Source organism: Faecalitalea cylindroides ATCC 27803 (genome assembly GCF_000469305.1).
In the GTDB taxonomy this organism is placed as follows: Bacteria; Bacillota_I; Bacilli_A; order Erysipelotrichales; family Erysipelotrichaceae; genus Faecalitalea; species Faecalitalea cylindroides.
The window spans coordinates 89953-101907 of the sequence record NZ_KI271016.1; the positions used below are offsets into that span (position 1 = coordinate 89953).

General features: G+C 35.5%; 7 protein-coding genes and 1 other annotated feature. All 7 genes read left to right on the forward strand.

All coding sequences use genetic code 11. From position 1 onward, the window contains the following. Positions 1–40: 40 nt before the first annotated feature. The 7 genes from HMPREF0367_RS06360 (at position 41) to HMPREF0367_RS06390 (ending at position 11910) form a co-directional block, all read left to right on the forward strand. Positions 41–661 carry an ECF transporter S component gene (locus HMPREF0367_RS06360; RefSeq protein WP_022355932.1) on the forward strand — a complete coding sequence of 207 codons (621 nt, stop codon included), beginning with the start codon at positions 41–43 and terminating at the stop codon, positions 659–661. A gap of 79 nt (positions 662–740) precedes the next feature. Further along, positions 741–2441, forward strand: coding sequence for a hypothetical protein (locus HMPREF0367_RS06365; protein ID WP_248660671.1), 1701 nt, complete (start codon positions 741–743; stop codon positions 2439–2441). A 127-nt stretch (positions 2442–2568) separates the two neighbouring features. After that, positions 2569–4272 (forward strand): phosphoenolpyruvate--protein phosphotransferase, encoded by a 1704-nt coding sequence (gene ptsP, locus HMPREF0367_RS06370; protein WP_035402366.1) that lies wholly within the window; start codon positions 2569–2571, stop codon positions 4270–4272. 60 nt (positions 4273–4332) lie between these two features. Beyond that, complete coding sequence (locus HMPREF0367_RS06375; protein WP_035402369.1) at positions 4333–6066, forward strand: ABC transporter ATP-binding protein; 1734 nt, start codon at positions 4333–4335, stop codon at positions 6064–6066. After that, positions 6059–7843, forward strand: a complete 1785-nt coding sequence (locus HMPREF0367_RS06380) for an ABC transporter ATP-binding protein (protein WP_035402371.1) — start codon at positions 6059–6061, stop codon at positions 7841–7843. The genes HMPREF0367_RS06375 and HMPREF0367_RS06380 overlap by 8 nt, the downstream gene beginning before the upstream one ends. A 99-nt stretch (positions 7844–7942) precedes the next feature. Further along, on the forward strand, positions 7943–9004 hold the full coding sequence (locus HMPREF0367_RS06385) for a branched-chain amino acid aminotransferase (RefSeq protein WP_035402374.1): 1062 nt from the start codon (positions 7943–7945) through the stop codon (positions 9002–9004). 48 nt (positions 9005–9052) lie between these two features. After that, positions 9053–9258: a binding site (T-box leader), on the forward strand. Positions 9259–9291: 33 nt separating this feature from the next. Further along, complete coding sequence (locus HMPREF0367_RS06390) at positions 9292–11910, forward strand: valine--tRNA ligase (protein WP_035402377.1); 2619 nt, start codon at positions 9292–9294, stop codon at positions 11908–11910. Positions 11911–11955 lie beyond the last annotated feature (45 nt).

Genomic DNA, 11955 nt, shown 5'->3' on the forward strand with positions numbered 1-11955 from the left:
CGTATTCGTTTAAGAAACGAGAGTAGGAGGAAAATTGAATATGTCTAAAACAACCAATCAGATTCGTAATCTAACGATGATGGCCTTGTTTGTAGCAATTGAGATCATCTTGTTAGTAACGCCTTTTGGGTATCTACGCATCGGTCCCTTAAGTGCGACTTTAATGCATGTTCCTGTTATTGTGTGTGCTTGTGTCATGTCAACAAAATTTGGTGCTTTTTTGGGACTTGTATTTGGTATTACCAGTGTAATTAACGCAACAATGGCGCCTACGATCACAAGTTTTGCGTTTAGTCCATTTATTGAAATCGGTGGATTTCAAGGTGGTTTTCAAAGCTTGATTGTTGCGATTGTTCCAAGAATTCTATTGGGAGTCATTGCAGGTTATCTATATCGATTTCTGTTAAAGAAAAGTTTTTCCAAAACAAAAAGTGCAGCAATCAGTGCCGGTGTTGCCACATGCTTGCATACGATCATGGTTTTAGGGTTGATTATATTATTTTATGCTGTGCCATATGCTGAAGCAATTGGGGTTGCTAATTCAGCATTGATGGCTTATATGGGTACAGTTTTACTTACAAATATGATTCCGGAAATCGTAGTAGCTGTGCTTATCAATATTGCTTTGGTTAAAGCTCTGGCTCCGGTTTTAAATAAATAGTGAATGGTCAAATGATCTTTCACTTTTTTTATATCATCTTAATCACTTTTTATGTAGAATAGATACAAGAGGTGGATATATGAAGAAGTTTCATTTTTTTAAAAAGAACAATTACAGTACAAATACACAAGTATTTCATTATGATAAGAAAAATATGATCAAGTGCATTGTATTCTGGGTTTTGCTTGTTGCGATTGCGTGGTATATCATGACCCCGTCTATTGCAATCAATGGCCCTGGTTTAATTTTCTGGTCGATTGCGATCATTGTTTTATTAAAGATGATATCCATAATGTTTTCAAACAAGAATGGATTATATTCTTTGAACGAAATCTTATTTAAAGGATATGCACATACGTCAATTATTTCTAAGGCTCTATTTTATCTTTCAAATCTTTTAGCTACAGCAACAGTTATTTGGATCTTTGTTTCACCAATTGTATTTAGTCCTGTGTTTAATGCGCAGTCATATGCAAATCGAATCGAGATTGAAAATGTCGATTTTTCAACAGTCAATGAAGTGGATTTCACAAAGACGCCTATTATTGATCGAGAATCGACAATTGTCTTAGGCGACAGGGTCATGGGAGAAATGCCTGAACTTGTTTCACAATTTGAAGTGAGTACTGAATATACACAGATATCTTACAAAGATAGCGTATATCGTGTTACACCTTTAGAATATGCGGATTTTATCAAGTATTTTGGGAATCGAAATGAAGGAATACCTGCATATATCTTGGTCAATTCAGTGACAGGTGAAGCCGAATTGGTGAAATTGAAAGATTTAGGTTTAGACGGAATGAAATACGTTCCGTCAGGTCATTTTAATGAAAACTTGCATAGGCAATTACAGATGCAATATCCTAACTTGATGTTTGGTTCCCCTTCATTCGAAATTGATGATGAAGGACATCCATGGTATGTTTGTACAACGTATTCTTATACAGGATATCAAACACGACAAAAGGTTAGCGGTGTTGTATTGTTTGATCCAATCACAGCAAATTCAATAAAATATGATGATGTTTTAGATGCACCTAAATGGGTGGATCGTATTTATCCCGAAAGTCTGGTTATTGAAGAAGTCGATAATAATGGATCTTTACAGTCCGGATTTATCAATTCAATTTTTGGACAAAAAAATGTTACAGTTACCAGCGATGGTTATAACTATCTAGAACAAGATGGCGATATCTATATCTATTCAGGTATTACATCCGCCAATGAAGATGCTTCCAATTTAGGATTTGTATTAATTAATTTAAGAACGCATGATGCGATGAAAATTTCCAGTGCTGGAGCTAATGAATCCAGTGCAATGAACTCTGCAGAAGGGGAAGTACGTAATTATGGCTATACTTCAACATTCCCGCTACTAGTAAATGTAAATGGGGATCCTGTATATATGATGGCTTTAAAGGATGATAATGGATTGATTAAGATGTATGCCATGGTGGATGCAACGGACTATCAAAAAGTTGCCACGATTGAATCAGATGAAGGCTTTGAAACATTGAAGAAGAAATTTGTTTCTACTTCTGGAGGTTCAAGTTCTGCACAAGATCTAAAAGAAAAGGATATCACCATAGCCAGTGTACAGATATTGGATGTGGATGGAACAAGCAAATGTTTTATTACGGATACAGAAAACAAGAAGTATAAATGTACATTAACTTCTAAAAATGAAGATGTTCTGGCTTTTTTGAAGGCTGGAGATACAATTTCTATAACATATGAAGAATTAGAAGATGTAAGTGTTATCAATACAGTTAAGTAGTGTAATTAATTGCAATTTGATCTCTGTTTTAAGCTTTCGTTTTTGTTGATATCGATATCAAAAAGTGTTAAAATTCTAATGATTGAAAGCGTATAAATTACGCATATAGTTTTAGGAGGAATATATCATGTTAAAAGGTATTGCGGCAAGTGCTGGTGTTTCAGTAGCAAAAGTTTATAAACTGGAAACTCCAACTGTTGTCATTGAAAAAAAATCCGGTGTACCTGCTGAAGAAATTGAAAAATTTGATGCAGCATTAGCTAAAACAGTTAAAGACATCGAAGGTGTTAAAGAAAGAGCAGCAAAACGTTTAAAAGAAGAAGAACTTGCAGTTTTTGATGCCCATTTAATGATGGCAAATGACCCTGAACTTGCAAGCCAGATCAAAGCAATGATCGAAGCAGAATCTTGCAACGCTGAATATGCAACTGATACTGTAGCAAATTCTATGGTTGCAATGTTCGAAAGTATGGATAATGACTATTTCCGTGAAAGAGCTGCCGATGTTAAGGACGTTACTTTCCGTTTAAAATGTAATCTATTAGGATTAACAATTCCTGATTTAACCGCAATTGATGAAAATTCTATCATCGTTGCTCACGACCTTACTCCAAGTGATACAGCACAGTTAAATGAATATGTAAAAGGTTTTGCAACTGAAATTGGTGGAAAAACAAGTCACTCAGCTATTATGGCCAACAGTCTTGAAATTCCAGCTGTTGTAGGATGCCCAGGTGTTGTTGATGCATGTAAGACAGGAGATGTAATGGCTCTTGATGCATTATCTGGTGAAGTGGTTGTAAACCCAGATGAAGATACAGTAAAAGCTTATCAGGCAAAAGCTGAAGCTTACGCAAAAGAAAAAGAAGAACTAAAAGTATTAGTTAATGAAAAATCCGTTACAAAAGATGGTCATGAAGTTGAATTAGCTGGAAATATCGGTGGATTTAAAGATGTTGAAGGTGTATTGAAGAACGGCGGAGAAGGTGTTGGATTATTCCGTACTGAATTCTTATACATGGATTCTGATCACTTCCCAACAGAAGATGAACAGTTTGAAGCTTACAAACAAGTTCTTGAAGGAATGAAAGGTAAGAAAGTTGTTGTAAGAACATTGGATATCGGTGGAGACAAACATCTTGATTACTATGAGTTCCCTAAAGAAATGAATCCATTCTTAGGATATCGTGCTATCCGTCTATGCCTTAAAGAAACAGATATTTTCCGTACACAGTTACGTGCATTGTGCCGTGCATCTGTTTATGGTAAACTTTGCATCATGTTCCCAATGATCGCAACTGTTAAAGAATTCTGTGATGCAAAAGCTATCTATGAAGATGTTAAAGCTGAATTAATCGCAGAAGGTGTAGCTGTAGCCGATAATATCGAAGTAGGTATGATGGTTGAAATTCCTGCAGCTGCTGTACTAGCTGATCAGTTTGCTAAATACGCAGACTTCTTCTCAATTGGAACAAATGACTTGATCCAGTATTCTATGGCTGCTGACAGAATGAGTGAGCATGTATCTTACTTGTATCAGCCATACAATCCAAGTGTATTACGCTTGATTGCCAACACGATCAAAGGAGCTCATTCTCAAGGTAAATGGGCTGGTATGTGTGGAGCTATGGCCGGAGAACCAAATGCTGTACCAATTCTATTAGGTCTTGGTCTTGATGAATTCTCTATGAGCGCTACACAGATTTTGAAAGCACGTAAGGTTGTTAAATCATTAAGTTATGCTGAAATGCAGGAACTTGCTCAAGAATGTTTAAATAAAGAAACAATGGAAGAAGTTCTTGAATACGTTACTTCAAAAGTTGGTGAATAAAGGTTAATAAGCTGGGTCCTATATAGGACCCTCCTTTTTTTTGAATGTTAAGGAGTTTTTATGAAGTTGATATTAAAATACCTAAAAAAGTATAAGTTACTTTTCTTGATCGATGCCATTTCTGTATTTGGATTTGCATTGGTGGAACTTGGTATTCCTACATTAATTTCAAGAATGATCGATCAAGGTGTAAACACAAAAGATACCTCTTTTTTATGGTCAAATTGGGCGTTAATGTCAATTATTTCCATTGTTGGTGTTTGTGGAACCGTCATATTAGGATATTGTTCGACAAGAATATCAACCAATGTTACAAGAGATATACGCAATGATGTTTTTGAACACGCAATGACGTTTTCCAGTGCGGAAATGGATAAATTCGGTGTATCAAGCATGATTACACGTACAAACAATGATGCTTATCAGATCATGTTGTTTTTAAATGTTATTTTAAGAATGGCGTTGATGACTCCGGTTATGATGATCGTATCCATCATGTTGATCGTTCGTATATCGCTACCACTGTCATATATCGTTTTATTAACGATTCCTTTTATTTTGATTGGTGTATTTGCTGTAGCTAAAGTGAGTGAACCTATCAGTGAAAATCAACAGAATTCTATTGATCGTATCAATAAGATCTTGCGTGAACATATCACAGGTATTCGTGTCATTCGCTCTTTTAATAAAGAAAAAAATGAAGAAGAACGTTTTGCCAAGGAGAATCGTTACTATCAAAGAGAGAGTTCTAAATTGTTTAAGTTAATGTCTTGTACAGAACCTACTTTCTTTTTATTGATGAATATTGCTGTGATGACAGTATATTTTGTTTCTTGTTCTATGTTAAGTGCACAGACCATTTCAATTGGTGATTTGATTGCGTTTGTGGAATATATCTTTCATGTCATGATGAGTGTATTGTTATTCTGTATGGTTTTTATGATGTATCCACGTGCAAATGTGTCAGCTAAACGAATTCAAGCTGTTTTAGATACTAACTCTTCAATTATAGAAAAAGAAAATGCCTATGTATGTGATTTAATTGAATCTTTAACTTTTGATCATGTTAGTTTTTCTTATCCAGATGGAGAAGAGGCGGTTTTAAGTGACATTTCTTTTACTTGCAAAAAGGGAGAGAAAATTGCGGTCATAGGAAGCACAGGATCAGGAAAATCTTCTTTAGTAAAATTGATGACACGATTATATGATGCTACAAAAGGGCAGGTGTTGATCAATGGAAAAGATATCAAAGAATATCAATTAAATTCTCTACGCAATCAGATTGGCTATGTTGCTCAAAAGGCACATTTATTTAAAGGTAGTATTAAAGAAAACATCTCGTTTGGAAAACCTGATGCAACAATGGATGAAATCGAAGAGGCTGCAAAAATTGCGCAGGCAAAAGAGTTTATTGAAGTTCGTGATCATCAATACGAAGATGAAATCAGCGAAGATGGAACCAATGTGTCTGGAGGGCAAAAACAACGTTTATCGATTGCACGAGCCATTATCATGGATCCATCTTTATACATCTATGATGACTCCTTTAGTGCTCTAGATTTTAAAACAGATGCAACATTGCGTGAGGCATTAAAGCCTAAAGTAAAAGATGCAATCTTTTTTGTCGTTGCCCAGCGTATTTCCACAATCATGGATGCAGATATGATCCTTGTGTTAAATGATGGCAAGTTAGTTGGAAAAGGCACGCATAAAGAACTGATGAATACTTGTAAGATTTATCAAGAGATTGCCCTTTCCCAGCTTTCAAGAAAGGAGTTGATGTTAGATGAATAAGAAAATGACATTTACATCCTGCATTAAACATCTTTGGCCTTTCTTAAGACCATATCGATTTAAATTGTTTGTTGGAATTTTTATGATCATTGTGGCTCAAATCACTTTTGCGATCAATCCTAGTGTGGAAGGTATGATTACAACACAACTGTCAAAGGATGTAATGGATATCGCAAACAACATTCCTGGTGCCCATATACAAATGGATATTATCATACAGATCGCAATTCTATTAGGCATTATTTATATCATAAAAACAGTTTCACAATATTTGATGGCTTTCTATTTAACAGATGCGATTCAGTTTACGATGTATGATATCCGAAATGCAGTCGAAGATAAGATGCAGCATCTTCCGGTTTCATATTTTGATAAAGAAAAAACCGGTGAATTGTTAAGTCGTATTACCAATGATGTCGATACATTATCCAACGCGTTACAACAAACTTTATCACGAGTTATTTCTGCTGTTTGTACATTTGTGTTTGTCTTGTTCATGATGTTTCGTATCCATGCGATCATGGCATTGATCATAGTATGTATTTTACCGATCATCTATTTCTTATCACGTTTTATCGTTAAAAAATCACAACCATTATTTGATGAACAACAAGCTAAGTTAGCTGATTTAAATGGTACCGTTAATGAATTATATGATGGGTATCAGGAAATCATGATGTATAATCAACAACGGTCTTCTCTGGATAAATTTAAAGAAGTCAACGAAGGTATGCGAGTAGCTGGTTTTAAAGCGCAGTTTGTATCCAGCTTGATTTCTCCTTTATCCTCTTTAATCACATATTTGACAATTGGAGTAGTTGCCTTATATGGGTGTTTCTTGGTACTTTCTTCAACAATATCCCTAGGACAATTACAAGCGTTTATTCGATATATCTGGCAAATCAACGATCCGATTTCGCAGGTATCACAATTATCAGCACAGGTTCAATCTTCTTTTTCTGCAATGTCAAGGTTGTTTAGCTTCTTGAATATAGAAAGCTTAAAAGATGTAGAAACAAAACGACCAATCAAAGAGGTCGAAACAATTGATTTTGAACATGTGCAGTTTGGATATGGTGATAAATTGTTGATGAAAGATGTAAATATCCATGTAAACAAGGGAGAAACGATTGCAATCGTAGGACCTACAGGCGCAGGAAAAACAACACTTACGAATTTGCTATTACGTTTTTATGATGTGAAAGGTGGATCTATTAAGATCAATGGTATTGATATTCGAGAATTATCGTATAAAGACCTGCGATCGTTGTTTAGTTTAGTATTGCAGGATACATGGCTATTTGAAGATACAATCGAAAAAAATATATCCTATGGTAAATCGGATGCTCAAAAATATGAAGTTATTGAGGCGGCTAAATCTGCAAATGTGCATCATACGATTCGAACTTTATCTCATGGTTATGATACGATCGTCAATGAAGAAGGAACCAATGTATCACAAGGAGAAAAACAGTTATTAACAATTGCCAGAGCTATCTTAAAAGATCCTCAAGTGTTGATATTAGATGAAGCAACAAGTTCAGTAGATACGCGACTGGAAAGGAGATTGCAGTCGGCTATGGATAAAGTAATGAAAGATCGTACTTCATTTGTAATTGCACATCGCTTATCCACAATCGTAAACGCAGATAAGATCCTTGTCATGGAACATGGAAATATCGTCGAACAGGGAACGCATCAGGAATTGTTGGAATTGAATGGAGTATATGCTCGTCTTTATAATGCACAATTTTTATCTAAATCATCCAATATGTAAATTATGAAAATTTATGAAAGTGAATGAAAAAAATATCTTGAAGCGTATTTAAAATAGTGATAAACTCACTACATAAGTATATCTTAGGGAGGCTTTGATATGGAAATTAAGTTTGAACAAGCAAAATCATTAAAAGAAAAACCTACAGGTTCTCTTGGTTTTGGTAAGTATTATACAGACTATATGTTTGTCTGTGATTGGGATAAAGGAATTGGTTGGCATGATGCGCGAATCGTTCCTTATGCGCCATTACAGTTTGATCCGGCATCAATGGTATTGCATTATGCACAGGAAACATTTGAAGGATTAAAAGCATATCGTGCAAAAGATGGTCGTATATTGTTATTCCGTCCTGAAATGAATGCAAGACGTTTTGCCAATAGCAATATTCGAATGAGCATGCCTACACTTGATGAAGACTTATTTATTGAGTTTGTAGAAGCAATCGTTAAAAAAGAACAGGATTGGATCCCAACAAATGAAGGAGAATCTTTATATATTCGCCCATTTATGTTTGCCACTGAGCCAGCTGTGGGGGTGCATCCATCTAATTCATATAAGTTTATGATCATCTTATCACCGGTTGGTGCCTATTATGAAGAAGGTGTTAATCCGGTTAAGATTTATGTTGAAGATGAATTTGTTCGTGCAACTCTTGGAGGAACCGGATTCGCCAAATGTGGAGGAAACTATGCAGGAAGCCTTGCAGCGCAAGTCAAGGCTGAAAAATTGGGCTATTCACAAGTTTTATGGCTGGATGGAGTTCATCGAAAATACGTAGAAGAAGTAGGCTCAATGAATGTAATGTTTAAGATCGAAGGTAAGATCGTAACAGCTCCATGTGAAGGTACTGTACTTCCTGGAGTTACAAGAGATTCAATCATTACTCTATTAAAAAGCTGGGGTTATGAAATCGTTGAACGTCATTTATCCATTGATGAGTTGATGGAAGCTGGTCATTCAGGAAAATTAGAAGAAGCCTGGGGAACTGGAACGGCAGCGGTTATCAGTCCAATTGGTGAATTATATTACAAGGGCGATGTCGTAACGGTTCATAATTTTATGACTGGAGAATTGACGCAAAAACTATATGATACATTAACTGGAATTCAATGGGGAAATATCGAAGACAGCTTTGGCTGGACACGCTCTATTGAATAATTGTTTAATTTTACTTGAAAAATATTTTTGACATGGTAAACTAACAACATAAATGCAATGAATAGAAGGAGTAATCATGATTTAAGGCAGAGAGATCTTCTGGCAGGTGAAAAGAAGAGCTTAGACATGATGAAGGTAGTCTAGGAGCAGACAATCTGAAATACAGTAAGATTGTACGTACACACAACGTTATGTGAAATAAGGCATACTTTGTATGTGAATTTAGGTGGTACCACGTTTAGCACGTCCTATATAGGATGTGCTTTTTTTTAAGAAGGGAGATATTTATGGCAAAAACAATGGATACGAAGTATGATCATTTAGCTGTAGAAAAAGATATTTACTCTAAATGGGTAGAAAAAGGTTATTTTACAGCTGGTGATCTGACAAAGAAACCATACTGTATCGTTATTCCTCCACCAAATGTAACAGGGAAACTGCATTTAGGGCATGCATGGGATACGACGCTACAGGATATTCTTTGTCGTTATAAACGATTAAAAGGATACGATGTTTTATGGGTATCTGGAATGGATCATGCAGGGATCGCAACACAGGCAAAAGTAGATGAACGTTTAAAAAATGAAGGTATTTCTCGTTATGATATTGGTCGTGAAAAATTTCTTGACCGTGCATGGGAATGGAAAGAGGAATATGCTTCTACGATCCGCAGTCAATGGGCTAAATTAGGTTTATCTTTGGATTATACTAGAGAACGTTTTACTTTGGATGAAGGTTTATCCAAAGCTGTACGTAAAGTATTTGTGGATCTTTATAACGATGGTCTTATCTACCAGGGGGAAAGAATCATCAACTGGGATCCAGAAGCTAAGACTGCTTTATCTAACATTGAAGTAGAACATAAAGAAATTTTAGGTCATATGTATTACTTCAAATATAAAGTAGTTGAAAATGGACAGGAACTAGTAATTGCAACAACACGTCCAGAAACAATGTTTGCCGATCAGGCTATCTTTGTTCACCCAGAAGATGAAAGATATAAAGAAATTGTAGGTATGCATGCGATCAATCCGGCAAATGGTGAAGAATTACCGATCATGGCTGATGATTATATCGATATGGATTTTGGTACAGCGGTAATGAAATGTACACCGGCACATGATCCAAATGACTTTGCATTGGCAAAAAAATACGGATTAAAGATGCCAATCTGTATGAATCCGGATGGTACGATGAATGAAATGTGCCATAAGTATGCAGGTATGGATCGTTTTGAGTGTCGTGAAGCTCTTGTAGAGGACTTTAAAAAGGCCGGTGTTGTGGACCATATTGAAGAACATATGCATCAAGTTGGACATTCAGAAAGAACGGGTGTTATCGTTGAACCATATTTGTCAAAACAATGGTTTGTTAAGATGAAACCGTTGGCTGAAGAGGTTTTAAGAAATCAAAAGATTGAAGACCAGAAGATCCATTTTGTACCATCTCGTTTTGAAAAAACATTTGAACAATGGTTGGAAAATATTGAAGATTGGTGTATTTCAAGACAGTTATGGTGGGGACATAGAATTCCTGCATGGACTAATAAAGAAACTGGTGAAATGTACATTGGAATGGAAGATCCAAAAGATAAAGAGAACTGGATCCAAGATGAGGATGTATTGGATACTTGGTTCTCCAGTGCTCTATGGCCATTTTCAACTTTAGGTTGGCCAGAATCAACAGATGATCTTGCACGATATTTCCCAAATGATGTACTTGTTACCGGATATGACATTATTTTCTTCTGGGTTGCCAGAATGGCTTTCCAAACACGTTATTGCATGAAAAATCGTCCATTTAAAGATGTTTTGATTCATGGATTGGTTCGTGATAGCCAGGGCAGAAAAATGTCTAAATCTTTAGGAAATGGTATCGATCCAATGGATGTTATAGAAGATCATGGTGCAGATGCACTTAGATTCTTTTTAACAACAAATTCAACTCCAGGCTTGGATCTTCGTTTTGATGAAAAGAAGATGGAATCAAGTTGGAACTTTATCAATAAGATTTGGAATGCAGCTCGTTATGTACAGATGCAGATTGGTAATACAAAACCAACTTTAGACGTAGATTGTTTAAGCAGTGTTGATAAATGGATCTTATCTAGAATGGATGAAGTATTGGATCATGTCAGTATGAATATGGAAAAATACGAATTTGCGATGGTTGGAAATGAATTATATTCATTCATTTGGAATGATTTCTGTTCATGGTATATCGAATTAAGCAAGGCAACGTTATACAGCGAAGATCAGGCAGTTGTACAAAATACAAAAGCTGTACTATATACTGTTTTAGAGGCAATCTTAAAGATGCTTTCTCCATTTATGCCATTTGTGACAGAAGAAATCTATTTGGATTTACCACATGATAAAGAAAGCATGAATTTAGAAACATGGCCAGAAAAAGTAAACTTTACGTATACAAATGAAGAAAAGGATGAAATGGCTTTGACGATCTCTGCGATTCAGGCTGTACGTGAAACCAAGACAGAATATGGTATGAAACCAAGCGAAGATCTTGAAATTTCATTACATGATGAACAGGGAAATTTTGTAGAATTGTCTAAAGATTCCAAGGCTATTCTAGATAAGATGTGTCATGCACATGTTGTAGAGAATCTGAACAGTGATGATGTATTATCAAGAACGATTGAAAAAGCGGTCATGACGATCAAGATGGATGATTTAGTAGATCTTGAAGCCGAAAAAGAAAAACTGACAAAAGAAATTGAACATCTTGAAAAAGAAATCAAACGTGCTAGTGGAATGCTGTCAAATCCAAACTTTGTATCCAAAGCACCGGAAGCTAAGGTCAAACAAGAAAAAGAAAAACTTGCTTCTTATCAAGAAAAGCTTGAAATGACAAAAGCACAGCTTAATGAAATCTTAAAGAAAATATAATGATTGAACCGAGAGTCATCTCGGTTTTTATATTGACATATATTT